Source organism: Streptomyces malaysiense (assembly GCF_000980885.2).
Classification (GTDB): domain Bacteria; phylum Actinomycetota; class Actinomycetes; order Streptomycetales; family Streptomycetaceae; genus Streptomyces; species Streptomyces malaysiense.
Genome location: NZ_LBDA02000029.1, coordinates 26,900 through 49,704 on the forward strand (window position 1 = coordinate 26,900; position 22,805 = coordinate 49,704).

Consider the following 22,805-nt stretch of genomic DNA (forward strand, 5'->3'; position numbering starts at 1 on the left):
CCCCCGATGAGCACCAACTCCCGGCTGCGTACGTTCGGTTCGCGCGAGGTCGGCCCCGGTCGTCCCGTCTACATCTGCGGCGAGATCGGCATCAACCACAACGGTGAGCTGGAGAACGCCTTCAAGCTGATCGACGTCGCCGCCGAGGCTGGCTGCGACGCCGTCAAGTTCCAGAAGCGCACCCCCGAGATCTGCACCCCGCGTGACCAGTGGGACATCGAGCGCGACACCCCCTGGGGCCGGATGACCTACATCGACTACCGCCACCGCGTGGAGTTCGGCGAGGACGAGTACCGCCAGATCGACGAGTACTGCAAGGAGAAGGGGATCGACTGGTTCGCCTCCCCGTGGGACACCGAGGCCGTCGCCTTCCTGGAGAAGTTCGACGTGCCCGCCCACAAGGTGGCGAGCGCCTCCCTGACCGACGACGAGCTGCTGCGCGCCCTGCGCGCCACCGGCCGCTCCGTCATCCTCTCCACCGGCATGTCCACCCCGAAGCAGATCCGCCACGCGGTCGAGGTCCTCGGCTCGGAGAACATCCTCATGTGCCACGCCACGTCGACCTACCCGGCGAAGGCCGAGGAGCTGAACCTCCGCGTGATCAACACGCTGGAGAAGGAGTTCCCGAACGTCCCGATCGGCTACTCCGGCCACGAGACCGGCCTCCAGACCACGCTGGCCGCCGTCGCCCTCGGCGCCACCTTCGTCGAGCGCCACATCACCCTCGACCGCGCCATGTGGGGCTCCGACCAGGCCGCCTCCGTCGAGCCGCAGGGCCTCACCCGCCTGGTGCGCGACATCCGCACCATCGAGTCCTCCCTCGGCGACGGCGTCAAGAAGGTCTACGACTCCGAGCTCGGCCCGATGAAGAAGCTGCGCCGTGTCCCCGGTGTCGTCGCCGAGGCGGAGATCGCGGCCGCGGCCGGCGAGCCGGTCACGGTGTGAATCCAGGTCACTTACGACGGGACGGTCGCACCCCGATGAGCCCCCGCACCGGCCGCACCGGCCACCCCACCCGCACGCTCGCCTTCGTGGAGAGCCCGGTCCAGCTGCTCAACGTGCTCGAATGGGCGCACCTGCACGGGCCGCGCGGCGCGGATCGAGATCCGCGACCGGGTGGGGGCCCCCGGCCGGCGGACGGGGCGACGCGGGGCGCGACCGCTCCGTCCGCCGGCCCCGCCGGCCCCGCCGGTTCCGGTCCGCCGGACGGTGACGCCGGTCCGGCGGGGCCGGGCGGGCGCCCGGTACCGGCCGGCGGCCCGCTCTCCTCCGTTCCCGCGCAGGTACGGCGGACGCCGGCCGGCGCCTCGGCCGCCCCGGCCGGCGCGGACCTCACGGTCGTCGTACTCGCCCCGACCGACCCCATGACCCGGGGCCAGCTGCGCCGCATGGCCGACCTGGCGCGGGACGAGGGCCACCGGGTGCGCTGGGAGGAGGCCCGCGGCGGCCCGACCGCGCCGTTCGCCACCATCGGCGGCCTCAGCGGCCCGCTCCGCCGCGCCGACCGCGTGGTCATGGGCGACCCCTTCTCCCGCTACGTCCAGCTGCTGCTGACCATCACCCGGGCGCGCGAGCTGGTGGTGGTGGACGACGGCACCGCGACGATGGAGTTCGTCGCCCAACTCGCGCGCGGTGAACGCCTGGTGCGCTGGCACCGCAAGGGCGGCCGCCCCGGCCCCCGCGACCTGCTCTTCGCGCCGGTCTCCTCCTCGGCCCGCCGCCGGCTGACGCCCAGCGCGCGCCGCCGGGTGGAGGTCTTCTCCTCCATGCCGGTGCACGAGACCCCCGACGGCGTCACGGTCACGGCCAACGACTTCTCCTGGACCCGGGCCCGCTTCGGCCCGCCGCGCATCACCAAGGGCGCCGACATGGTGGGCACGTCCCTGGTGGAGACCGGAGTGGTCGACGGCGACTCCTATCTGGAGGCCGTCCGAACCCTGGCCAAGGCCCACGGCACCACCCGCTACTTCGCCCACCGCCGCGAGAGCACGGAGAAACTCCACCGCCTGGCCAAGGAGACCGGCCTGGAGATCGTCCGCCCCGACCTCCCCCTGGAACTGATCGCCCGCCGCGGCCCCATCGGCCGTACGATCCTCAGCTTCCCCTCCACTGTCGTGCACACCCTCCCCCTGGCCCTGGTCGGTACCGGTGTCCGCGTCGCCGTGTGCGACATCGACCCGGCCTGGCTGACGGCGAACGCCTCGCCCCGCGCCCAGGGCTTCCTGTCGGGCGTGACCGGAACGGCACGCGGCGTCCACCGCCTGACCAGCGTGGCCGCGGTGTGATCCCGCTTGCTGTGACCTGTGGGCCGCCGAAGGCGTGTGCTCGACGTCACCGGGACGGGCGGCGGCATCCGCCCACATGGTCTCCGCCCGCCTCCGCGACCGGCCCCGAACCCCGCCCCGAGCCCCCGTCCGCCCCCTCCGGGACCGCCCCGGGCCGCCGCCCTCGCCGTCGCCACTTCACGGCCGCCTGACCAGTACGAACGCCCTCGCCCTGACCTCCTCGCCCGTCGTGGCCGGGATTCCGCCGAGCGGTTCGGAAGGGATGTCCAGGCACGTCATCGAACCCGTGTGGAAGCGCAGTTGCGGGTGGGTCTCGCGGGCCAGGGCCACCATCCCGGGTGAGAGGTCGACGCCGAACGCAGGCACCCCCAGTTCGTGCCGCAGCGCGGTGACGCCGCCGGGCCCGTTCCCCAGGTCGGCCACCGGTGCCTCGCCCCCCGCCGCGTAGTCCCCGGCGATCGCGTCGTAGGAGCCGCGGGTCGCCCGGAGGAAGTCCTCGCTCGTCTCGGTCACGGATCGCGACCCTAGTGGCTGCGGGCCGAGTGGAGGTCCGGTTCGTGGACATGGCGAGCGTGACTCGGCTCAGGCGTGGTATGCGTGGAAGAAGAAAAAAGTGGTTTTACCCATCACAATCCACAGTCATGCGTCCAGCGGTCAGATTTTCTTCCCCTAACGGGCTGAACTTTTGTTGATCCAGGGGCAGTTGGCCACCCGGGCGTCCTACCCTTCAGAGGGTGAAGCAATTGATGTCCCTAGAGTCCGAGTCCGGCCTCCCGGGGGATGTGCTCCCCGGCGTGCTGAGCGAGTCCCTGCACGCCGAACTCGTCGCCTTCCGACGCGACTTGCACATGCACCCCGAGCTGGGCAACCAGGAGTTCCGCACGACCGCCGCGATCAAGGAGCGGCTGGAGAAGGCCGGGCTTCGCCCCCGTGTCCTCGCCACCGGAACCGGACTCGTGTGCGACATCGGTGTGACGGAGGGGGAGCGCCCCGCCGTCCCGGTGCTCGCGCTGCGGGCCGACATCGACGCGCTGCCCATCCCGGACACCAAGACCGACTGCCCGTACCGCTCCACCGTGCCCGACCGCGCGCACGCCTGCGGCCACGACATGCACACCACCGTCGTGCTCGGCACCGGCCTCGTGCTCGCCGAGCTGCACGACAAGGGGCTGCTCACCCGCCCCGTACGGCTGATCTTCCAGCCCGCCGAGGAGGTGCTGCCCGGCGGCGCCCTCGGCGCCATCGGGGACGGCGTGCTCAACGGGGTCGGGCGGATCCTCGCCGTGCACTGCGACCCCCGCGTCGACGCCGGCCGGGTCGGGCTGCGGCACGGGCCCATCACCAGCGCCTGCGACCGCCTGGAGGTCGCCCTGGACGGCCCCGGCGGCCACACCGCCCGCCCGCACCTGACCACCGACCTCGTCACCGCCGCCGCCCGGGTCGCCGTCGACGTCCCCGCGCTGATCGCCCGCCGGGTCGACACCCGCGTCGGTCTCGCCCTCACCTGGGGCCGCATCGAGTCGGGCCACGCCCCGAACGTCGTACCGCAGCACGCCGAGCTGTCCGGCACCGTGCGCTGCCTGGACCTGGAGGCATGGCGGCACGCGCCCGACATCGTGCACGCGGCCATCGACGAGGTCGCCACCATGCACCGGGCCAAGTCGGAGATCAACTACGTACGAGGGGTGCCCCCCGTCGTCAACGACAAGGGCTCGGCCGATCTGCTGCGCCGCGCGATGGCCGCCCGCCGGGGCCGGGACTCCGTGGAGAGCACCGAGCAGAGCCTCGGCGGCGAGGACTTCTCCTGGTACCTGGAGCACGTGCCCGGCGCGATGGCCCGCCTCGGCGTCCGCCGCCCCGGCGAGCGCACGGTGCGCGACCTGCACCAGGGCGACTTCGACGCCGACGAGCACGCCATCACGGTCGGTGTGGAGATGTTCACCGCGGCGGCGTTCCTGGACGAGAGCGAGGACTGACCAGGCGGCGGGGGGTGCCCCTCGGGGAGGGGCACCCCTGTCACCCCTGAGGGGCCGCCCGCTCCGGCGCAACACATTCGCAAGCCAATCGACCACTGTGCGCAACAGCCGCGTGAGAGGGCTCGGAGAACGAGTTCAGACGCTGTTTGCCTCGAATCGATAACGGCTTCGAGAGGGGGTTTTTTGCGACATCTACGCGCGTTACGATGCCGCGAAGCCGTCGCCGCCGGGGTGTTCGGCTCAAGCGCCGACATGGCGCTCAGGTCAGGTGAAGGAGCCTTCCCGTGCGCCGGGTAGCCAAGATTTCCGCTGCGTGTCTCGCCACCGCAGCCCTCGCACTTTCCGCCACCGCGTGTGGCAAGACGTCCTCCGACGACGCCAGCTCTTCCTCCTCGGGCGGCGCCAAGGGCGGCATCAAGATCGGTCTCGCCTACGACGTCGGCGGCCGTGGTGACCGGTCCTTCAACGACTCCGCCGCGCGCGGTGCCGACAAGGCCGAGAAGCAGTTCGGCGGTTCCATCAAGGAGCTGACCGCGAAGACCTCGGACACCGAGGCCGACCGCGAGCAGCGCCTCCAGGACCTCGCGGACGCCGGTTACAACCCGATCGTCGCCGTGGGCTACGCCTACGCCCCGTCGGTGCAGAAGATCGCCGCGAAGTACCCGAAGACCAACTTCGGCATCGTCGACTCGGTCGTGGACGGCAAGAACGTCGACAGCATCACCTTCACCGAGGAGCAGAGCTCCTACCTGGCCGGCGTCGCCGCCGCGCTGAAGACCAAGAAGAGCCACGTCGGCTTCATCGGCGGTGTCGACAACCCGCTGATCAAGAAGTTCCAGGCCGGTTACGTGCAGGGTGTCCACGACACCAACCCCAAGGTGAAGGTCGACGTCCAGTACCTGAGCCACGGCCAGGACACCTCCGGCTTCTCCAGCCCGGACAAGGGCCAGCAGGCCGCGCAGGGCATGCTGGACAACGGTGCGGACGTCATCTACGCGGCGGCCGGCTCCTCCGGCACCGGCGCCATCGAGGCCGTGAACGGCGTCAAGGGCGCCTGGGCGATCGGCGTGGACTCGGACCAGTACAACATCCCGGGCATGGAGAAGTACAAGAGCTCCATCCTGACCTCCGCGGTCAAGAACGTCGACGTCGGCGTCTTCGACTTCATCCAGTCCGTCAAGAACGGCAAGCCGCTCACGGGCAACAACGTGTACTCCCTCGCCAAGGGCGGTGTCTCCCTGGCCACCAGCGGTGGCTACCTGAAGGACATCCAGCCCAAGCTGGACGCCGCGAAGCAGAAGATCGTCGACGGCAAGATCAAGGTCAAGACCACCCCTTGATCCGACCTGAGTGCCGGGCATCCGTCCTGAGCAGCAGGTAAGGGTCCGGCCCGTCCGGACCCCGGCTCGGCGCGGGGAGCCGTTCTCGCTCCCCTCGCCGAGCCATAACAATGTGTCAACTCTACGCGTGTAGCTAAGAGTTGCCGCGCTAGCGTCGCCGACGCCTGCCCTCCCTCCCCTTACGCAGCCCCTTTCCCCGAGGAGAGTGCGCCATCAACGCGTCCAGCCCTCCCGCTGCCGTCGAACTGCGCGGCATCACCAAGCGTTTCCCCGGCGTCGTCGCCAACCGCGACATCGACATCACCGTCGGCAAGGGCACCGTCCATGCCCTGTGCGGTGAGAACGGCGCCGGCAAGTCCACCCTGATGAAGATCCTCTACGGCATGCAGCAGCCGGACGAGGGCACCATCACGATCGACGGCGAGCAGGCCGTCCTGAACAACCCCGGCGACGCCATCGCCCGCGGTATCGGCATGGTGCACCAGCACTTCATGCTCGCCGACAACCTCACCGTCCTGGAGAACGTCGTCCTCGGCGCGGAGAAGCTCCACGGCATCGGCGGCAAGGCCCGCGCGAAGATCAAGGAGATCTCCGACGCGTACGGCCTGAACGTGCGCCCCGACGTCCTCGTGGAGGCACTGGGCGTCGCCGACCGCCAGCGCGTGGAGATCCTCAAGGTCCTCTACCGCGGCGCCAGGACGCTCATCCTCGACGAGCCGACCGCCGTGCTCGTGCCGCAGGAGGTCGACGCCCTGTTCGACAACCTGCGCGAGCTGAAGGCCGAGGGCCTCACGGTCATCTTCATCTCCCACAAGCTGGGCGAGGTGCTCTCCGTCGCCGACGAGATCACCGTCATCCGGCGCGGTACGACCGTCGGCACCGCCGAGCCGGCCGCCACCACCCCCCGCCAGCTCGCGGAGATGATGGTGGGCAGCGAGCTGCCCACCCCGGCGACCGAGGAGTCCACGGTCACCGACGTCCCGATGCTCACCGTCGAGGGCCTGCACCTGGGCCAGACCGACCTCGACGGCATCGAGCGCGTCATCCTCGACAAGGTCTCGCTGACCATCCACAAGGGCGAGGTCCTCGGCATCGCCGGTGTGGAGGGCAACGGCCAGTCCGAGCTGGTCGAGGCCATCATGGGCATGCGCCAGCCGGACGCTGGGACCATCACCCTCGACGGCACCGACATCTCGCGGCACGCCACCCGGAACCGCCGCGAGGCCGGCATCGGCTACATCCCCGAGGACCGGCACCGCCACGGCCTGCTGCTGGAAGCCCCGCTGTGGGAGAACCGCATCCTCGGCCACGTCACCGAGAAGCCCAACTCCCGGGGCGGTCTGCTCGACATCAAGGGCGCCCGCGCCGACACCGAGCGGATCGTGGCGTCGTACGACGTCCGCACCCCGGGTATCGACGTCACCGCGGCCTCGCTGTCCGGCGGCAACCAGCAGAAGCTGATCGTCGGCCGCGAGATGAGCCACGCCCCCAAGCTGCTCATCGCCGCCCACCCCACGCGCGGTGTGGACGTCGGCGCGCAGGCTGCGATCTGGGACCACATCCGCGAGGCCCGCCGCGAGGGTCTGGCCGTGCTGCTGATCTCCGCCGACCTGGACGAGCTGATCGGCCTGTCCGACACCCTGCGGGTGATGTACCGCGGCCGCCTGGTGGCCGACGCCGATCCCGCCACCATCACCCCCGAGGAGCTGGGCTCCGCCATGACGGGTGCGGCCACCGGCCACCTGGAGCACGCAGAGGACGACGCCCGATGAACAAGCTGACCTCACGGATCGACAAGGAGCGGCTGCTCCTCGGGATCGCGGCCCCGCTGCTCGCGATCGTCGCCGCGCTCGTCATCACCGCCCTGGTGATCCTCGCGACCGGCAAGAACCCCGGCCCCGCCTTCAGCGACATGATGACCTACGGCTTCGCCAGCGACAGCCAGGTCTACATCCTCAACAAGGCGACCACGTACTACCTCGCGGGCGTCTCGGTGGCCATCGGCTTCCGGATGAACCTGTTCAACATCGGTGTCGACGGCCAGTACCGGCTCGCCGCGTTCTTCGCCGCCGTCCTCGGCGGGGCGCTGACCCTGCCGGGCTGGCTCTCCATGCTGCTCATCCTGATCTGCGCCATGGCGACCGGCGCCGTGTGGGCGGCCATCGCCGGTGTCCTCAAGGTGACCCGCGGCGTCAGCGAGGTCATCTCGACGATCATGCTGAACTCGATCGCCACCGCGATCATCGGCTACCTGCTGCAGCCCGGGAAGCTCGCCCACCTCTACCAGGGCGGCACCGTCGTCGCGACCAAGCCGCTCCCGTCGGCCTCGCACTTCTTCCTCATCGACACCGGTCCGGGCGGCGAGCTGGACGGCTTCATCGTCGTCGCCGCGCTCGTCGGCGTCGCCTACTGGTTCGTCCTCGGCCGCACCCGTTTCGGCTACGACCTGCGCACCGTCGGCCAGTCCGAGAGCGCGGCCACCGCGAGCGGTGTGTCGGTGAAGAAGATGGTCGTCACCAGCATGATCATCTCGGGTGCGGCGGCCGGCCTGATCGGCATGCCGACCCTGCTCAACGAGAGCTACCAGTTCAGCAGCGACTTCCCGACCGGCATCGCCTTCACCGGTATCGCCATCGCGCTGCTCGGCCGCAACAACCCGATCGGCATCGCGCTCGGCGCCCTGCTGTGGGGCTTCCTGGAGCGCACCACCAACCACCTGGAGTTCCAGGGCTACGACAAGGAGATCCTCGGCGTGATCCAGGGCGTCATCGTCCTGTGCGTCGTGATCGCCTACGAGGTCGTGCGCCGCTACGGCCTCAAGCGCCAGCAGCAGAAGGTCGGCGCCGAACTCGCCGCCCAGGCCGCCGCCCCGAAGAAGAAGCTGGAGGTGGCGTGATGACTGCCACGATGACCGACGCGCCGCCGCCGGCGGCGCCCAAGACCGCGGGCGCCGGAGCGCCCAGGAGTTCGGGCCGCTCCCTCGGCCAGATCCTGGTGCTCGTCGCGGGCGGCCTGCTGCTCCTCGCCGCGGTCCGGGTGATCACCGGTTCGCAGGACCTGGACTCCGCGGGCCAGGTCAGCGCCGCCCTCGGGCTCGCCGTGCCGATCGGCCTCGCCGGTCTCGCCGGCCTGTGGTCGGAGCGGGCCGGCGTGGTCAACATCGGCCTCGAAGGCATGATGATCCTCGGCACCTTCGGCGCCGGCTGGGCCGGCTGGCAGTCCAGCCCCTGGGTCGGCCTGCTGTGCGGCATCGGCTTCGGTGTCCTCGGCGGCCTGGTGCACGCGGTCGCCACCATCACCTTCGGCGTCGACCACATCGTCTCCGGTGTCGCGCTCAACCTGCTCGCGCTCGGTGCCACCCAGTACCTCGCCAAGCTGAGCTTCACCAGCGGTGCCGCGTCCGACGCGGGCGGCAACCCCAAGCAGTCCCCGCCCGCGGACGCCCTGCCGGACATCACCGTCCCCGGTCTGTCCGACGGCCTCCAGTCGATCGAGAAGCACCACTGGTTCCTGGTCTCCGACCTCGCCGGCATCATCGGCGGCCTGGTCACCCACCTGTCCGTGGTGACGGTCCTCGCCGTGGTGCTGTTCGCCGGCAGCTGGTGGCTGCTGTGGCGCACCCCCTTCGGGCTGCGGCTGCGCTCCTGCGGCGAGAACCCGGTCGCGGCGGAGTCGCTCGGCGTCAACGTCTACAACTACAAGTACGCGGCCGTGGCCGTCTCCGGCGGTCTCGCCGGCCTCGGCGGTGCCTTCCTCGCGCTGGTCACCTCGCACACGTACCTGGAGGGCCAGACCGGCGGCCGCGGTTACATCGGCCTCGCCGCGATGATCTTCGGCAACTGGCGGCCGGGCGGCCTCGCGATGGGCGCCGGCCTGTTCGGTTACTCCGACGCCCTCCAGCTGCGCAACGGTGGTACGACCGTGCACGCGCTGCTGCTCCTGCTGGTCGTCCTGCTCGTCGCCCTGGCAGCCTGGAAGGTGTACCGCAAGGCCGCGTGGCACGGCGCGATCAGCCTGGTCGTGGCGGCGGTCGTCCTGGTCTGGTACCTGTTCACCGACGAGGTGCCGAGCGACTTCGTGGGCGCCACGCCGTACGTCGTCACGCTGCTGGTGCTGTCGCTGTCCGCGCAGCGCCTGCGGATGCCGAAGGCGGACGGCATGCGGTACCGGAAGGGCCAGGGCAAGTGACCGAGAACGCGGCCGGATCCGACTGGGAGGCGCTGCGCGCCGAGGCCCGGGAGGCGATGGCGCACGCCTACGCCCCCTACTCCGGCTACCCGGTCGGCGCGGCGGCCCTGGTCGACGACGGGCGCACCGTCACCGGCTGCAATGTCGAGAACGCCTCGTACGGCCTCGGCCTGTGCGCCGAGTGCGGCCTGGTGTCACAGCTCCAGCGCACCGGCGGCGGCCGTCTGACGCACTTCACCTGTGTGGACGGCGGGGGCGCGCTGCTCGTGCCGTGCGGGCGCTGCCGTCAGCTGCTGTACGAGTTCGGCGGACCGGACCTGCTCCTGGACACCCCCGCGGGCGTCCTGCCGCTGTCCGAGATGCTGCCCCAGGCCTTCGGGCCGGACCATCTCACCAAGTAATTCCCGTACGGCCCTCCTGGCGCATCCGCTCAGGAGGGCCGTACCCCTTGCACCTCCCGGAAGGAAGCCATCAGCCATGGCCATGGACGCCATCTCCGTGATCCGCACCAAGCGGGACCGCGGCGAGCTGACCGACGCGCAGATCGACTGGGTCATCGACGCGTACACGCGCGGCGAGGTCGCCGACGAGCAGATGTCCGCGCTCGCCATGGCGATCCTGCTCAACGGCATGAACCGGCGCGAGATCGCCCGCTGGACGGCGGCCATGATCGCCTCCGGCGAGCGCATGGACTTCTCCACGCTGTCCCGCCCGACCGCCGACAAGCACTCCACCGGCGGCGTCGGCGACAAGATCACCCTGCCGCTGGCCCCGCTGGTCGCGGCCTGCGGCGCGGCCGTGCCGCAGCTGTCCGGCCGGGGCCTCGGCCACACCGGCGGCACCCTGGACAAGCTGGAGTCCATCCCCGGCTGGCGCGCGCTGCTCTCCAACGAGGAGATGCTGAACGTGCTCGACGGCGTCGGCGCGGTGATCTGCGCGGCGGGCGACGGCCTCGCCCCCGCGGACAAGAAGCTGTACGCGCTGCGCGACGTCACCGCCACGGTCGAGGCGATCCCGCTGATCGCCTCCTCCATCATGTCCAAGAAGATCGCCGAGGGCACGGGCTCGCTGGTGCTGGACGTGAAGGTCGGCACCGGCGCGTTCATGAAGAACCTGGCGGACGCCCGTGAACTGGCCTCCACGATGGTGGGCCTGGGCACCGACCACGGCGTGCGCACGGTCGCGCTCCTCACCGACATGTCCACCCCGCTCGGCCTCACCGCGGGCAACGCGCTGGAGGTCCGCGAGTCGGTGGAGGTCCTCGCGGGCGGCGGTCCCGCGGACGTCGTCGAGCTGACCCTCGCCCTGGCCAGGGAGATGCTGGACGCGGCGGGCCTGAAGGACGCCGACCCCGCGAAGGCGCTGGCCGACGGCTCGGCGATGGACGCGTGGCGCCGCATGATCGCGGCCCAGGGCGGCGACCCGGACGCGCCGCTCCCCACCTCCCGCGAGCAGCACGTGGTCACGGCTCCCGCCACGGGTGTCCTGACCCGCCTGGACGCCTACGACATCGGCATCGGCGCCTGGCGCCTCGGCGCCGGCCGCGCCCGCAAGGAGGACCCGGTGCAGGCCGCCGCCGGCATCGAGCTGCACGCCAAGCCGGGCGACACCGTCACCGCGGGCCAGCCCCTGCTGACCCTCCACACGGACACCCCCGAGCGCTTCGAGTACGCCCTGGAGGCGGTGTCGGGTTCCTACGACATCGCCGCCCCGGGAACGGCCTTCCAGGCCACGCCGGTCGTGCTGGAACGTATCGCCTGACCTGCGGTTTCCTCATTCAGGTGAACGGGACCGGTGGACCTGCACCGGTCCCGTTCGGCATGCTGGGATCGGTGACGCACCGACAAGGAGACCCGCCATGAGCGCACTCACCGTGAGCCAGGACCCCGACCAGAGCTGGGACGACCTCGTCCGGTTCTGGGAGGAGATGGAATGGCCCGAGGGCAGCAAGGTGGAGATCATCGAGGGGATCATCACCGTGTCACCTTCTCCCGCGTCCCGCCACAACGTGATCGCGGAGCGTGTCCAGCGTCGCCTCTACTCAGTGATTCCCGTCGACTGGGGTGTTTTCCAGACTCTCGCCGTCGCCGTGCCGTCACGACTGGGCATGTTCGTCCCCGACCTGCTGGTGGCCCCGGTGGAGGACTGCGCGGCGACGGACACGCACATCCCCGCCGCTCTGGCCGAACTCGTCGTCGAGGTGACCTCCAAGTCCAACGCCCGCCACGACCGCGTCAGCAAGCCCGCCGCGTATGCCACCGCTGGGATCCCGTTGTACCTCCTCATCGACCGCTGGGCTCCCGGAGGCCCCACCACGACCCTCTACGGGGAGCCGAGGGGCGACGTCTACCGGGTCCTGAGCGCTGTCAAGTTCGGCGATCCCCTCAAGCTCCCGGCGCCGTTCGATGTCACGATCGACACCGGTGAGTTCCCTTTCGACTGACTCTCACCCCAGCACCGCCGCCACCCCCACCAGCACCGGTACCGACACCACCGTCGACAGCAGGATCGACTCGCGGGCCAGGGACTGGGCGACGTGGTAGCGGCTGGCGTAGGTGAAGAGGTTCTGGGCGGCCGGGAGGGCGGAGGTGACGACGACGTCGAGGAGGGGGGCGCCGTGGAGGTGGAAGAGGCAGGTGGCGAGGGCCCAGGCGGCCAACGGCTGGCCCAGGCACTTCAAGGCCACGGAGAGCAGGACGAGCCGGCGGTCCGGGCCGCGCCCGGGGGCCGCGCTGCCGTGCAGGGACAAACCGAAGGCCAGCAGGGCCGCGGGGACCGACATGTTGCCGATCAGGGTGAGCGGGTCCAGCACCGGACCGGGAAGCTTCCAGCCCGCCGCGGCGACCACCACGCCGGACAGTGAGCCCACCGCGATCGGATTGCGCAACGGGGTCAGCAGCCGCTGCCCGAGGGTGCCCTTCTCACCCATGCCGGACAGGTCGAGGACGGTGAGCGCGATCGGCGTGACCAGGACCACCTGGAAGAGCAGCACCGGCGCCACGAGGGACGCGTCGCCCAGCACGTACGCGGCGATGGGGATGCCGAGGTTGCCCGAGTTGACGTAACCGGAGCACAGCGCGCCGATCGCCGTACGGCCCACACCCCACCGGCGTACCACCCCCGCCGCCACGAAGACGGCCGAGACCGCCGCCGTGCTCAGCGCCGTCACCAGCAGGCGGGCGGAGAAGAGCACCGACAGGTCGGCCTGGGCCAGGGTGGTGAACAGCAGCGCCGGACCGGCCACCATGAACGCCAGCCTGGTCAGCACGTCCATGCCGTGCGCGCCGAGCGTGCCACGTCGCCCGAGGACGTAGCCCACCCCGATGACGATCGCGATCACCGCGAATCCGCTCAGTACCCCCGTCACGACCGCAACCCTCCGCCGCGGTGGAGGAATTGGTCAATGTGATTCGTGTTTCGTGTGATGCCGGCGCTTCCGGGGGAGGGCGCGGCGGTGCGATGAGTCCCGCCCGCGGCGGCCGTCCATCCCCGCGTGGACATCGAGGATCCCCCCGTGCTGATGCTGGCCCCGACCGCCGGCCGCGACGAGATACCGGCGCTCTGCGACGCCGTACGGTCCGCTCTGGAGCACACCGACGCGGGCGCCGGCACCCGCGTCGTCATCTGCGACACGGGCGCCGCATCCGGCTGCGCGCCCGGCCCCCGCGCTACACCCGCGCGTCCGGCACCGGCTCCAGCCAGGTGCGGTCCGGACGCGGGGACAGCGCCGCCCGCGCGAGCGGGGTCGCGTCGGTCAGATCCATCGGCCTGGCCCGCTTGTTGCCGCCGTCGGTATGTCCAGGCACACGTTCGTCGCGATCCGGTAAAGCCACGAGCGCAGCGAGGACCGGCCCTCGAATCTCTCGTGCCCGCGTCAGGCCCGCACCAGGGTGTCCTGCACCGCGTCCTCCGCCTCGAAGGAGGAGCCGAGCATCCGGTAGCAGTACCCGGTCAGTTCGGTCCGGTGCTGCTCCAACGCGACGTCGATCCCCGCCGCCGTGTCCTCGCCCATCGTCCACCCACCCCCGCGGCCGCTCGGCGCCGCCGCGCCCCAGCACTCCGCAAGCTACCGCAGCCCACTGACAGCGACCGCCGGAGCAAGAAAGTGACCAGATCAGACCAGCTGCTTCACGGCTATGAGCAGATGTTTGTAGTCGGCCGTAGCCCCGGAGTCGCCGAGCAGAGCCCGTTGTCCTGCCCCGAGCAGCTCGATCCGCAGCCCGGAACCCTCGAAGGAGTTCAGCGCGTCCAGCAGATACACCGGGTTGAAGGCCACCGTCACCTCCTCGGCCCCTCGCAGCAAGGCCGGCAGACGCTGCGCCGCCACGTCGTCGCCGTAGCCCGCCCGCACCAGCAGCTCCCCCTCGGCGGCGGCGAAGTCCAGCCGGACCGGGCTGTTCGCCTCGGCGACCACCGCGACCCGCCGCACCGCCTCCGTCAGCGCGGCGGTGTTCACCTCGGCCACCGAGGCGCCCGCCATCTCGAACAGCTTCCCGTACCCCGGCAGCCGGCCCTCCAGCCGCCGGAGCAGAGTGCGCGCGCCCCCGCCCTCGAACCCCACGACCCCGGCACCTTCCGCTCCCGGATCCAGCAGGACCCGCACCGACCCGCAGCGGGCGAGCCCCCGCGCAGTCTCCAACAGCCGCCGTGCGGGCAGCAGCATTTCCACCGGCTCCCCGGCCGCTCCCGCTCCCGGCTTCCACCCCAGCCGTCGTACGGCATAGCGGTACCGGTCGGATGCCGACAGCGTCATCTCCTCGCCGTCCAGCCGGAGCTGGACCCCGGTGAGAACCGGCAGTGTGTCGTCGCGACCCGCCGCCACCGCCGCCTGCCCGACGGCCGCCGCGAACGCCTCCGCGTCCACCGTGCCGTACTCCGCGGGCGCCGCGGGCAGCGCCGGATACTCCTCGTACGGCAGCGTCGACAGCCCGAACCGGGTGCCGCCCGCCTCCACCGTGAACCGCGTCCCCTCCAGCGCACAGCTCACCGGACCCTCCGGCGCCACCCGGCAGATGTCCAGGAGCCGGCGCCCGAGCACCAGCACCCGGCCCGCCGCACCCACCTCTGCCTCGGTCTCCACGCGGGCCGTGGTCTCGAAGTCGGAACCGGACACCGTCAGCCGCCCGTCCGACGCGGTCAGCAGCAGCCCGCCCAGCACGGGCACCGGCGTCCGCGTGGGCAACCCCTTCGCCGCCCGGCCCACCGCCTCCGCCAGCTCCCCACGCGCGATCCGGAACTCCATACGGCAAACCCCCTGCTCGACGGTCCAGTTGCCTGCGGACGCTATCTGCGCCCACTGACAACCGACCTCGACCAGGGGGAATGCACGGCCCCACGCCATGGCGCGAAGCTCAGCGGGTCATACCGCGACGGGCTCCCGCCCCGCCACCCGCGCCGCCCGCGACCCCAGCACCGTGATGGTGACGACGCCCACGACGGCCAGGAGGCCGACGGTCACCGTGCCCGGCCAGCCGTTCGCGCGGAAGGCGAGCGCGCCGACCGTGCTGCCGACGCTGGAGCCGATGTAGTAGGCCGACTGGTAGAGCGCCGAGGCCTGGGCGCGACCGTGGGTGGCGGTCTTGCTGACGGCCGAGGAGGCGACCGCGTGGCCCGCGAAGAAGCCCGCGGTGATCAGCACCAGGCCGAGGAGGACGAGGGGGAGGGACGTGGCGAGGGAGAGCAGCAGGCCCGCCGTCGTCGTGCCGCCCGCCAGGTACAGCGCGCCCCGGCGGCCGAGCCGGCCCACCAGGCGGCCCGCCGTGGACGCGGAGGCCGTGCCCACCAGGTAGACCAGGAAGATCGAGCCCACGATGCCCTGCGGCAGCCCGAACGGCGCGCCGGTCAGCCGGTAGCCGATCACCGTGTACACGCCGCCGAACACCGTCATGAACAGCGCGCCGATCGCGTACAGCCGGCGCAGCAGCGGGTCGGAGAGGTGCGTGCGGACCGTGCCGAGCAGGACGCGCGGGCGCAGCGAGCCCGCCCTGAAGTGCCGGGGCGCGGGCAGCAGCAGCCGGAACGCCACCGCGCAACCGACCGCGATCACCCCGATGACCCCGACCGACACCCGCCAGCCCCACATCTGCGCCACCCAGCCGGTGATCACCCGGCCGCTCATGCCGCCCACGCTGTTGCCCGCCACGAACAGGCCGATCGCCGTGACCAGCGCGCGCGGGCGCACCTCCTCGGCCAGATACGCCTGCGCCGAGGCCGGCAGCCCGGCGAGGGCCGCGCCCTGCACCGCGCGCAGTGCGACCAGCGCGCCGATCGACGGCGCGAAGGGCACCAGCAGGCCGACGGCCACCGCGACCGCCAGCGAAGCCGTCATCACCGCACGGCGCCCGAAGCGCTCCGACAGGGCGCTCATCGGCAGCACGAACAGCGCGAGCCCGCCGGTCGCGGCCGCCACCGTCCAGCTCGCCTCGCTCGCCGCGACCCCGAAGTCGTCGGAGATCAGCGGCAGCAGGGCCTGGGTGGAGTACAGCAGGGCGAAGGTCGCGACCCCGGCGAGGAAGAGGGCGAGGCTCATCCGGTGGTAGCCGGGGCCGCCCGGGGTCAGCCGGGAGTCGGAGGAGGGGGTGGTGACAGGGGACGCGGCGTCCAGGGTGGTGGACGCCCCGGTACTGGCGGGAGACATGCTTCGACCGTAAGGACGCGCCTCTCATCCGTCCAATGCATGGAATCGTCATAATCGTTCCCATGCAGCATCAGCAGAGGTCAGGGGCCCGCCTGTCACCATCCGGTGACACAGAAGACATGGCGCTGTTGCTGGCGCCCCGCCTCGCCTACTTCGCCGGCGTGGCCCGCAACGAACACGTCACCCGCGCCGCCCAGGAGCTGAACGTCCCCCAGTCCACCCTCTCCCGCGCGATGGCCCGCCTGGAGCAGGACCTGGGCGTGGAGCTGTTCGCCCGCCGCGGCCGCACCCTCGTCCTCACCACCGCGGGCCGCACCTTCCTCGCCTCCGTCGAACGCGCCCTCGGCGAGGTGGAACGCGCCGCCGAGGAGGTCCGCGCCGACGCCGACCCCGCCACCGGCAAGGTCGCCTTCGGGTTCCTGCACACGATGGGCGCCGAGACCGTGCCGGGACTGCTCGGCGCCTTCCGTGCCGAGCACCCGCGCATCCGCTTCAGCCTCGTCCAGAACTACGGCGAGGCCATGCTGGAGGGCATGCGCGCCGGCCGCCTCGACCTCTGCCTGACCTCGCCCGTCCCGGACGCCCCCGACCTCGTCGTCCGCCGCCTGGACGAGCAGAAGCTCCGCCTCGTCGTCCCCGCCGACCATCCGCTGGCGGGCCGCCGCCGGATCCGGCTGGCCGAGGCGGCCGAGGAGAACTTCGTGACCCTGGAGCCCGGCTACGGCCTGCGGCGCATCACCGACGCCCTGTGCCGCGAGGCCGGGTTCGCGCCCCGGATCGCCTTCGAGGGGGAGGAGGCCGAGACGCTGCGGGGCCTGGTCGCGGCCGGGCTCGGCGTCGCGCTGCTGCCGCCGCCGACGGTGCCGAGGCCGGGCGTGGTGGAACTGACCGTCACCGCGCCCCGCGCCGTCCGCGAGATCGGTGTCGCCTGGCCGGCCGGCCGCCCGGACACCCCGCCGGTCGCCGCCTTCAAGAAGTTCCTGCTGTCGCGGAGGGGCAACCTGCTCCCCTCCTGAATCCCGCACGGGTCCCGGCGGCCGGACGGGTCACCGCCGCCGCAGCGACTTCCCGAACCCCGCCGCCAGCGGCATCCGCAGCCCGATCGGCGGCGGTGCCGCCAGCGCGTCCTCGACCGGCCGGGACACCGGGTGCCCGAACAGCGCGCCCCGCATGAAGTCGGCTGCCAGGCACTCCACTTCGTCCCGGTGGCCGTTCAGCCGGTGCCCGTCGGAGTGCACCTCGAACCGGCACACCTCCCGGTTGACCTTCTTCGCCCGCGCCGCGAGCCGGAACGAAAGCTCCGGGTCGCTGCGTTCGTCGTTCGTGCCGTGCACGATCAGCACTCGCCGTCCCACCAGCTGCTTCACCGGCTCGGCGGGCGCGGCCACGTCCTCCTCGGGCAGCCAAGGGGCCAGCGCCACCACCGAGTTGACCGCCTCGTGCCCGCCCGCCCGCAGCGCGGCCCGGCCGCCCATGCCGACGCCGACCAGGCACACCGGGACGTCTCCGTACCGCCGGACGACCTCGTCCGCGGCCCATTGCGCGTCGGCGGCCAGATGGGCCTCGCTGCCGTTCCAGCCCCGGTACCGGTAGCGGACGGTGTGTACGGCCAGGCCCTCGCCCCTTCCCGTACGGACGAACCGCCGGCCCAGCGAGCGCACGAACGCCGCCGTCCCCGTCAGGGACGGCCTGCGCGCGGAGACCTCCTCCCCGCCGGGCAGCAGCAGCACCACCCCGCACACCGAGTCCGGCACCGCCCCGACCGCCCTGCCCAGCCCGGCCGTGCGGACCGGCGTCGCTTGCTGTCCCATGGCAGAACAGTGTCAGAAACCGCGGTGTACGAAACCCGTTCATGCGGTCACCGTTGGGTCTCGACGTAAAGGAGACGGAAAGCAGACGGAAAACGTCCGGCCATGTCCGGTTGCGGGACCGGAGCTTTCTACGCGCGTAGGCGGTACAGTGCGGAAATGACGAGCCAGACTGCACCGAAGGGGACCGTCCCGGCGAATGTCGCCGGGCACGTACCGACGCCGGACCAGATCCGCCGGGCGCCCAAGGTTCTGCTGCACGATCATCTGGACGGCGGGCTCCGGCCCGGTACCGTCGTCGAACTCGCCCGGGACAGCGGGTACGCGGAGCTTCCCGAGACCGATCCCGGCAAGCTGGGGATCTGGTTCCACGAGGCCGCCGACTCCGGGTCGCTGGAACGCTATCTGGAGACCTTCCGGCACACCGTCGGCGTGATGCAGACCCGGGAGGCGCTCGTCCGGGTCGCCCGGGAGTGTGCCGAGGACCTCGCCGAGGACGGGGTGGTCTACGCCGAGGTGCGGTACGCGCCCGAGCAGCACCTGGAGCGGGGGCTGACCCTGGAGGAGGTCGTCGAGGCGGTCAACGAGGGGTTCCGGCAGGGGGAGCGGCTCGCCCGGGAGGGCGGGCATCGCATCCGTGTCGGCGCCCTGCTCACCGCGATGCGGCACGCGGCCCGCTCCCTGGAGATCGCCGAACTCGCCAACCGCTACCGGGACTCCGGCGTCGTCGGCTTCGACATCGCCGGCGCCGAGGCCGGGCACCCGCCCACCCGGCACCTGGACGCCTTCGAGTACCTCAAGCGCGAGAACAACCATTTCACCATCCATGCCGGAGAGGCCTTCGGGCTGCCGTCCATCTGGCAGGCCTTGCAGTGGTGCGGCGCCGACCGGCTCGGGCACGGGGTGCGGATCATCGACGACATCGAGGCCCGTCCGGACGGGTCGGTGCGGCTCGGGCGGCTCGCGTCGTACGTCCGGGACAAGCGGATCCCGCTGGAGCTGTGCCCCAGTTCCAATCTTCAGACGGGAGCCGCGCCCTCCTACGCCGAACATCCGATCGGACTGCTGCGCAAACTTCTGTTCCGGGCCACGGTTAATACCGACAATCGCCTCATGTCGCACACCAGCATGAGCCAGGAGTTCGAGCATCTTGTCGACGCGTTCGGTTACACGCTCGACGACCTCCAGTGGTTCTCCGTCAATGGGATGAAATCAGCGTTCATTCCTTTCGATGAACGCCTTGCGATGATCAGTGACGTCATCAAGCCCGGATATGCCGAACTGAAATCCGAATGGCTGTTTCGGCAGGCGTCTCCCACCAGGGGTTCTACGGATTCCGAGGGGTAGGCGACCGGCTCTCGCGGTACGGAATGCGGACGCGCTTTCACGAGGTGTCCGTATTTCGGTGTTTGCGGGTCCGGGTGCGGCGCGTTTACGGTCATGGACCGCTCCTGAAGTTTCCTGTCTCCGCATTCAAGGACGCATTTACCATGAAGCAGTCTGCCGTCAAGACCCTCGGTGTAGCCGCTCTCGGTGCCGCCTTCGCCGCCGTCGGCGCGGGCGCCGCCAACGCGGCCCCCGCCGCTCCCGACGCCACGCAGGTCGCCAGGGCGCTGCCGGGGACCGTCGAGACGCTCACCCAGGGGCAGGGCGCCGTGGCCTCAGGCGTGGCCGCCGCGAAGCCGGCCGTGCAGCGGGTCCTCGCGCAGGGTCCGACCGGGCTGCTCGGCGGCCTGCCGCTCGGCGGCACGGGCCTGCCCACCCACGGCATGGGGGTCAACGGGATCCCGCTCGGCTGACGCCGTCACCACCCCGACGCCGCCGTGACGTTCCGGATCCGACCGGGGCGCCCCGGCGGCGTGCCGTGTCACCAGCTGGTGGCGCGGGCCTTGTCCTCGGACGGCAGCAGGATCCACAGGGCTATGTAGATCAGGAACTGAGGGCCCGGCAGCAGGCAGGACAGCACGAAGATCACGCGCATCGTGGTCGCGGAGGTGCCGAAGCGGCGGGCCAGGCCCGCGCACACTCCGCCGATCACGCGGCCGTGGGTGGGTCGGGCAAGGGCGGTCATGACATCCTCCGTGGTCGTCGGTCGGCTTGATCAGCTGTCTACGACGATACGGATACGAAGGGGACGAAGCATCACTCTAAGGAGCGATTCCGACCCTGGGAATCGTCGGGGTCCGCCCCTGGGAAAGCGCCTCCTGAAAGCCGGCCGGCTCCGCCTCCAGGCACTCGTGCGGCCGCTCCCACCTGCGCAGCCGCGCACGGGCCGCCGGGACGACGAGCAGATGGGCCAGTATCGCCCCGGCCGTGTTCAGCAGCAGCGAGTCGACGTCCACGACCCGGCCCGGGACCCCCGTCTGCAACAGCGCGATGCCGAGCGAGACCAGGCAGGCCGCGGCGGCGGTGCGCAGCAGCGAGGCGAGCGGGGAGACGATGAGCCGGCCGTGCGCCATCGGCAGCAGCACCCCGAGCGGCGCGAGCAGCGCGAGCCCCTCGCCGAGCGGCTTCACCGCGGCCGGCCACCCCAGCGCCAGGTCGGCGCGGATACCGGCCAGGGGGTGCAGGTTGGGCGGCGTCACCCAGGGCACGTCCAGTGGCCGCAGCATCAGCCAGGCGACGAAGACGATGTGGGCGAGGAGGAGGATGCCCCCTGCCGTCCGGACGCGGATGGCGGCGATGCCGCCGAAGTCCCCTTGACCCTGCACGACCCCCAAGACGCGCTGGCCCGTACGATCGGTTCCGCATCGGGGTGTGAGCGTCCTCGAACATCCGGTCGAACGGCTGGGTCGGCAGACATGTCCTGGGGGATGACTGATGGAGACCACGCGGTCGTGGGTCGAGGGGTGGGCCGTTTCCCGGCGACTGCCCGAGCCGGTGGACGTGCCCTGGGGGCTGCGGATCGAGGTCGGACAGCCGACTCAGGCGGTCCGCCACGTGCTGCTGGACGCGGACACCGATGCCGACGCCGACACCGCGGCCGGAATCGCCCGTGGGCTCATCGGCACGGTCACCGAGCCCACCACGTGCGTCAAGGCGTTTCTCCCGCCGGGCGACATGGAGCCATGGTTCTCCGCCGAGTGGGAACCCACTGTTCCCTGCTTCCTGATGGCCGCCGATCTGCGCCCGTCGCGCGTGCGGGCGCCGGACGGGTACACCGCCACCGTCGAGACCGCCGACGGTGTCACCTGCGTGCGTGTCCTGAGCGCCGACGGGGAACTCGCCGCGCGCGGCCAGGCAGGTCTGACCGACACCGCCTGCGTCTTCGACCAGATCGTCACCGAGCCGGCGCACCAGCGCCGCGGCCTCGGGACGGTGGTGATGGGCGCGCTCGCCGACGCGGCCGTCGAGAGCGGGGTGTCCGCGGGCGTCCTGGGCGCGACCGTCCAGGGCCGGGCGCTGTACGAAGCGCTCGGCTGGAAGGTCCTCTCCCCGCTGAGTGGATTCGTCTACAAGCCCGTCGCCGTGTGACCGATGAACTCCGCCCACGCCGACGCCCCGATCACCAGCACGGGGCCGTCGGCCACCTTGCTGTCGCGGACGGGTACGACACCGGGGACGCCGTCGGCGACCTCGACGCAGCTGCCGCCCTCGCCGTTGCTGTACGTGCTCTTGCGCCAGCGGGCGGCGCCCAGGAAGTCGTACGTGACCTCGACGCAGTCGCCGCCCTCACCGTTGCTGTAACTGCTCTTGAACCAGCTGGCGTTGTTCAGGTCGAAGTCGCGCATCGTCTGAAGTCCTCCGCCGCCGACTCGATCAGGGCCAGGGACGCCTCCGGCGACAGCGCGGCGACCCTGAGCAGATCGTATGCGCGCTCCGCACGCTTCACCACAGCCGGATCGTCCATCAAAGTCCCCGAGAACGACGTCTCCGTGTAGGCGATCGGAGGGGCGTCCTCGAAGTCCATGAGTTTCAGCGACCCGTTGATCGACGCGTGCGCCCCAGCCGTGTACGGAGTCACCGTCGCCCAAACCGAGCGCTCCCTCATCAGCTCCGCGATGTGGTCGAGTTGACGTGCCATCGCCGCAGGGCCGCCCACCGGGATACGCAGCACGTTCTCGTGCAGGATGACCCAGTACTCCGGACGTGTGACGTCCTTGAGGATGTGCGCCCGTTCCACGCGGGCCGTGACGATGTCCTCCACGTACTCGTCCGTGACGAACGGGTTGGCGGCCAGGATCACCGCGCGGGCGTACTCGGGCGTCTGAAGCAGACCCGGGACCGCCGAAGGCGCGAACTCGCAGATACGCGTCGCCAGCCGCTCCAGCTCCACGACCTCCGCGAAGTAGTCCGCGTAGCGCCGGTCGTTGATCAGCTTGCGGCACAGGCGCTCGAAGAAGCCGTCGCTCCTCAGGGTCTGGTCGATGCGCTGGGCCACGTCCAGCTGGGGTTTTCGGATCGCTTGCTCGAACTGTCCGATGTAGCCGCCGGAGACGAAGACCAGCTCTCCCAGCTGTACCTGGGTGAGTGCCGCGTCCTCCCGGCGCCGTTTGAGTTCCGTTCCGAAGAACTCCCAGATGGCCTGCGGTGCGTTGGCCATGGCCAACCCCCTTGTCGCGCCTCGTGCT

The 22,805-nt window shown here is 71.3% G+C and carries 23 protein-coding genes and 1 pseudogene; 14 read left to right on the forward strand and 10 right to left on the reverse strand.

Annotated elements, in window-relative coordinates:
- Positions 1–6: 6 nt before the first annotated feature.
- Complete coding sequence (locus tag VT52_RS12970; RefSeq protein ID WP_046424681.1) at positions 7–945, forward strand: N-acetylneuraminate synthase family protein; 939 nt, start codon at positions 7–9, stop codon at positions 943–945.
- Between the two features lie 35 nt (positions 946–980).
- On the forward strand, positions 981–2,285 hold the full coding sequence (locus VT52_RS12975; RefSeq protein WP_046424679.1) for a hypothetical protein: 1,305 nt from the start codon (positions 981–983) through the stop codon (positions 2,283–2,285).
- A 177-nt stretch (positions 2,286–2,462) separates the two neighbouring features.
- On the opposite strand, the gene VT52_RS12980 is transcribed toward VT52_RS12975, so the two are convergent.
- Positions 2,463–2,798 (reverse strand): class I SAM-dependent methyltransferase, encoded by a 336-nt coding sequence (locus VT52_RS12980; protein WP_206306501.1) that lies wholly within the window; start codon positions 2,796–2,798, stop codon positions 2,463–2,465.
- Between the two features lie 233 nt (positions 2,799–3,031).
- Here VT52_RS12980 and VT52_RS12985 point away from each other — a divergent pair, with 233 nt between their 5' ends.
- The 8 genes from VT52_RS12985 to VT52_RS13020 all read left to right on the forward strand — a co-directional run bounded on the left by VT52_RS12985 (position 3,032) and on the right by VT52_RS13020 (position 12,232).
- The gene (locus VT52_RS12985; protein ID WP_206306502.1) at positions 3,032–4,261 is read left to right on the forward strand and encodes an amidohydrolase; all 1,230 of its coding nucleotides are present in this window, start codon (positions 3,032–3,034) and stop codon (positions 4,259–4,261) included.
- Between the two features lie 284 nt (positions 4,262–4,545).
- Positions 4,546–5,601, forward strand: coding sequence for a BMP family lipoprotein (locus VT52_RS12990; protein ID WP_046420354.1), 1,056 nt, complete (start codon positions 4,546–4,548; stop codon positions 5,599–5,601).
- Between the two features lie 212 nt (positions 5,602–5,813).
- Complete coding sequence (locus VT52_RS12995) at positions 5,814–7,373, forward strand: ABC transporter ATP-binding protein (protein ID WP_420856281.1); 1,560 nt, start codon at positions 5,814–5,816, stop codon at positions 7,371–7,373.
- Positions 7,370–8,497 carry an ABC transporter permease gene (locus tag VT52_RS13000; protein ID WP_046420358.1) on the forward strand — a complete coding sequence of 376 codons (1,128 nt, stop codon included), beginning with the start codon at positions 7,370–7,372 and terminating at the stop codon, positions 8,495–8,497. Before VT52_RS12995 ends, VT52_RS13000 begins: the two co-directional genes overlap by 4 nt.
- Positions 8,497–9,789: an ABC transporter permease gene (locus tag VT52_RS13005; RefSeq protein WP_046420360.1), complete on the forward strand. Its 1,293-nt coding sequence runs from the start codon at positions 8,497–8,499 to the stop codon at positions 9,787–9,789. Before VT52_RS13000 ends, VT52_RS13005 begins: the two co-directional genes overlap by 1 nt.
- The gene (locus tag VT52_RS13010) at positions 9,786–10,190 is read left to right on the forward strand and encodes a cytidine deaminase (RefSeq protein WP_046420363.1); all 405 of its coding nucleotides are present in this window, start codon (positions 9,786–9,788) and stop codon (positions 10,188–10,190) included. Before VT52_RS13005 ends, VT52_RS13010 begins: the two co-directional genes overlap by 4 nt.
- Before the next feature lie 76 nt (positions 10,191–10,266).
- Positions 10,267–11,550 carry a thymidine phosphorylase gene (locus VT52_RS13015; protein WP_046420365.1) on the forward strand — a complete coding sequence of 428 codons (1,284 nt, stop codon included), beginning with the start codon at positions 10,267–10,269 and terminating at the stop codon, positions 11,548–11,550.
- Between the two features lie 97 nt (positions 11,551–11,647).
- Complete coding sequence (locus VT52_RS13020) at positions 11,648–12,232, forward strand: Uma2 family endonuclease (RefSeq protein ID WP_046420368.1); 585 nt, start codon at positions 11,648–11,650, stop codon at positions 12,230–12,232.
- Between the two features lie 3 nt (positions 12,233–12,235).
- Here VT52_RS13020 and VT52_RS13025 read toward each other — a convergent pair whose 3' ends face one another.
- The 4 genes and pseudogenes from VT52_RS13025 to VT52_RS13035 form a co-directional block, all read right to left on the reverse strand.
- On the reverse strand, positions 12,236–13,156 hold the full coding sequence (locus tag VT52_RS13025) for an AEC family transporter (protein ID WP_046420369.1): 921 nt from the start codon (positions 13,154–13,156) through the stop codon (positions 12,236–12,238).
- Positions 13,157–13,460: 304 nt separating this feature from the next.
- Positions 13,461–13,801, reverse strand: a pseudogene (locus VT52_RS39395) (sigma factor); the annotation flags it as partial.
- A gap of 102 nt (positions 13,802–13,903) precedes the next feature.
- Complete coding sequence (gene dnaN, locus VT52_RS13030; RefSeq protein WP_046420373.1) at positions 13,904–15,031, reverse strand: DNA polymerase III subunit beta; 1,128 nt, start codon at positions 15,029–15,031, stop codon at positions 13,904–13,906.
- A gap of 117 nt (positions 15,032–15,148) precedes the next feature.
- Positions 15,149–16,426, reverse strand: coding sequence for an MFS transporter (locus VT52_RS13035; protein WP_046420376.1), 1,278 nt, complete (start codon positions 16,424–16,426; stop codon positions 15,149–15,151).
- Positions 16,427–16,488: 62 nt separating this feature from the next.
- On the opposite strand from VT52_RS13035, the gene VT52_RS13040 reads away from it, so the two are divergent.
- Positions 16,489–17,442 carry a LysR family transcriptional regulator gene (locus VT52_RS13040; protein WP_079175018.1) on the forward strand — a complete coding sequence of 318 codons (954 nt, stop codon included), beginning with the start codon at positions 16,489–16,491 and terminating at the stop codon, positions 17,440–17,442.
- Between the two features lie 30 nt (positions 17,443–17,472).
- Here VT52_RS13040 and VT52_RS13045 read toward each other — a convergent pair whose 3' ends face one another.
- Positions 17,473–18,237, reverse strand: coding sequence for an alpha/beta hydrolase (locus VT52_RS13045; protein ID WP_046420380.1), 765 nt, complete (start codon positions 18,235–18,237; stop codon positions 17,473–17,475).
- A gap of 156 nt (positions 18,238–18,393) precedes the next feature.
- On the opposite strand from VT52_RS13045, the gene VT52_RS13050 reads away from it, so the two are divergent.
- Entirely contained in the window at positions 18,394–19,581 is a 1,188-nt protein-coding gene (locus tag VT52_RS13050; protein WP_046420383.1) for an adenosine deaminase, read from the forward strand.
- Positions 19,582–19,724: 143 nt separating this feature from the next.
- A complete protein-coding gene (locus tag VT52_RS13055) occupies positions 19,725–20,033 on the forward strand; it encodes a hypothetical protein (protein WP_046420384.1) in 309 nt (102 codons plus the stop codon).
- Between the two features lie 68 nt (positions 20,034–20,101).
- Here the strand turns inward: VT52_RS13055 and VT52_RS13060 are convergent, their stop codons facing one another.
- Together VT52_RS13060 and VT52_RS13065 are read right to left on the reverse strand one after the other, a co-directional pair.
- A complete protein-coding gene (locus VT52_RS13060; RefSeq protein ID WP_046420386.1) occupies positions 20,102–20,305 on the reverse strand; it encodes a PspC domain-containing protein in 204 nt (67 codons plus the stop codon).
- Positions 20,306–20,381: 76 nt separating this feature from the next.
- A complete protein-coding gene (locus VT52_RS13065) occupies positions 20,382–20,945 on the reverse strand; it encodes a VanZ family protein (RefSeq protein ID WP_046420389.1) in 564 nt (187 codons plus the stop codon).
- Positions 20,946–21,054: 109 nt separating this feature from the next.
- Here VT52_RS13065 and VT52_RS13070 point away from each other — a divergent pair, with 109 nt between their 5' ends.
- A complete protein-coding gene (locus VT52_RS13070) occupies positions 21,055–21,708 on the forward strand; it encodes a GNAT family N-acetyltransferase (protein ID WP_046420391.1) in 654 nt (217 codons plus the stop codon).
- Here the strand turns inward: VT52_RS13070 and VT52_RS13075 are convergent.
- Complete coding sequence (locus tag VT52_RS13075) at positions 21,687–21,965, reverse strand: DUF397 domain-containing protein (RefSeq protein ID WP_046420392.1); 279 nt, start codon at positions 21,963–21,965, stop codon at positions 21,687–21,689. The two genes, VT52_RS13070 and VT52_RS13075, sit on opposite strands and share 22 nt — an antisense overlap.
- On the reverse strand, positions 21,947–22,777 hold the full coding sequence (locus VT52_RS13080) for a helix-turn-helix domain-containing protein (RefSeq protein ID WP_046420395.1): 831 nt from the start codon (positions 22,775–22,777) through the stop codon (positions 21,947–21,949). Before VT52_RS13080 ends, VT52_RS13075 begins: the two co-directional genes overlap by 19 nt.
- Positions 22,778–22,805 lie beyond the last annotated feature (28 nt).

Excerpts from the sequence above, each read along its gene's own strand:
- VT52_RS12970 (WP_046424681.1), top strand. The coding sequence starts at position 7 with ATGAGCACCAACTCCCGGCTGCGTACGTTCGGTTCGCGCGAGGTCGGC.
- VT52_RS12975 (WP_046424679.1), top strand. The coding sequence starts at position 981 with ATGAGCCCCCGCACCGGCCGCACCGGCCACCCCACCCGCACGCTCGCC.
- VT52_RS12985 (WP_206306502.1), top strand. The coding sequence starts at position 3,032 with ATGTCCCTAGAGTCCGAGTCCGGCCTCCCGGGGGATGTGCTCCCCGGC.
- VT52_RS13000 (WP_046420358.1), top strand. The coding sequence starts at position 7,370 with ATGAACAAGCTGACCTCACGGATCGACAAGGAGCGGCTGCTCCTCGGG.
- VT52_RS13005 (WP_046420360.1), top strand. The coding sequence starts at position 8,497 with ATGACTGCCACGATGACCGACGCGCCGCCGCCGGCGGCGCCCAAGACC.
- VT52_RS13015 (WP_046420365.1), top strand. The coding sequence starts at position 10,267 with ATGGCCATGGACGCCATCTCCGTGATCCGCACCAAGCGGGACCGCGGC.
- VT52_RS13020 (WP_046420368.1), top strand. The coding sequence starts at position 11,648 with ATGAGCGCACTCACCGTGAGCCAGGACCCCGACCAGAGCTGGGACGAC.
- dnaN (WP_046420373.1), bottom strand. The coding sequence starts at position 15,031 with ATGGAGTTCCGGATCGCGCGTGGGGAGCTGGCGGAGGCGGTGGGCCGG.
- VT52_RS13035 (WP_046420376.1), bottom strand. The coding sequence starts at position 16,426 with ATGTCTCCCGCCAGTACCGGGGCGTCCACCACCCTGGACGCCGCGTCC.
- VT52_RS13040 (WP_079175018.1), top strand. The coding sequence starts at position 16,489 with ATGCAGCATCAGCAGAGGTCAGGGGCCCGCCTGTCACCATCCGGTGAC.
- VT52_RS13045 (WP_046420380.1), bottom strand. The coding sequence starts at position 18,237 with ATGGGACAGCAAGCGACGCCGGTCCGCACGGCCGGGCTGGGCAGGGCG.
- VT52_RS13050 (WP_046420383.1), top strand. The coding sequence starts at position 18,394 with ATGACGAGCCAGACTGCACCGAAGGGGACCGTCCCGGCGAATGTCGCC.
- VT52_RS13055 (WP_046420384.1), top strand. The coding sequence starts at position 19,725 with ATGAAGCAGTCTGCCGTCAAGACCCTCGGTGTAGCCGCTCTCGGTGCC.
- VT52_RS13060 (WP_046420386.1), bottom strand. The coding sequence starts at position 20,305 with ATGACCGCCCTTGCCCGACCCACCCACGGCCGCGTGATCGGCGGAGTG.
- VT52_RS13070 (WP_046420391.1), top strand. The coding sequence starts at position 21,055 with ATGGAGACCACGCGGTCGTGGGTCGAGGGGTGGGCCGTTTCCCGGCGA.
- VT52_RS13075 (WP_046420392.1), bottom strand. The coding sequence starts at position 21,965 with ATGCGCGACTTCGACCTGAACAACGCCAGCTGGTTCAAGAGCAGTTAC.
- VT52_RS13080 (WP_046420395.1), bottom strand. The coding sequence starts at position 22,777 with ATGGCCAACGCACCGCAGGCCATCTGGGAGTTCTTCGGAACGGAACTC.